This is a genomic window from Deinococcus alpinitundrae, from assembly GCF_009982895.1.
Lineage (GTDB): Bacteria > Deinococcota > Deinococci > Deinococcales > Deinococcaceae > Deinococcus > Deinococcus alpinitundrae.
In genome coordinates, this window is record NZ_WXZL01000135.1 from 1 (window position 1) to 379 (window position 379).

At 42.7% G+C, this 379-nt stretch carries 1 protein-coding gene; it reads right to left on the reverse strand.

Annotated elements, in window-relative coordinates:
* Positions 1-49 precede the first annotated feature (49 nt).
* A partial coding sequence (locus tag GUI70_RS25400; protein WP_202630574.1) for a class I SAM-dependent methyltransferase occupies positions 50-379 on the reverse strand: 330 nt, incomplete at its 5' end.

Below are 379 nucleotides of genomic sequence, written 5' to 3' on the forward strand. Positions count from 1 at the left end.
GGTCCCCTAATTCAGTTATCCTCAAGAGCTACCCAGGTTTTAGAATGCTCTATTTTTCATACATATAATCTCGCGTCATTGGAAGGACCCGACCACTTGCTCCCTTAGTTAGCAAGTATTGGATTACGTCAATGTTGCCAGATTCAAACGAAGCCGCGCATGCTTGTAAGTACAAATCCCACATTCGAACGAATTTTTCGTCGAACATTTCGCGTACTTCGTCACGATGTTTGTTGAAGTTAGCGTCCCAAATTTCAGTAGTCCGTTGGTAATGACGACGCAATGGTTCCATATCGTCAATTTGGAGACCGCTGTTAACAATGTGTTCGATATTTTCTACCAAACCAGGTACGTATCCACCTGGGAAAATCCACTTATT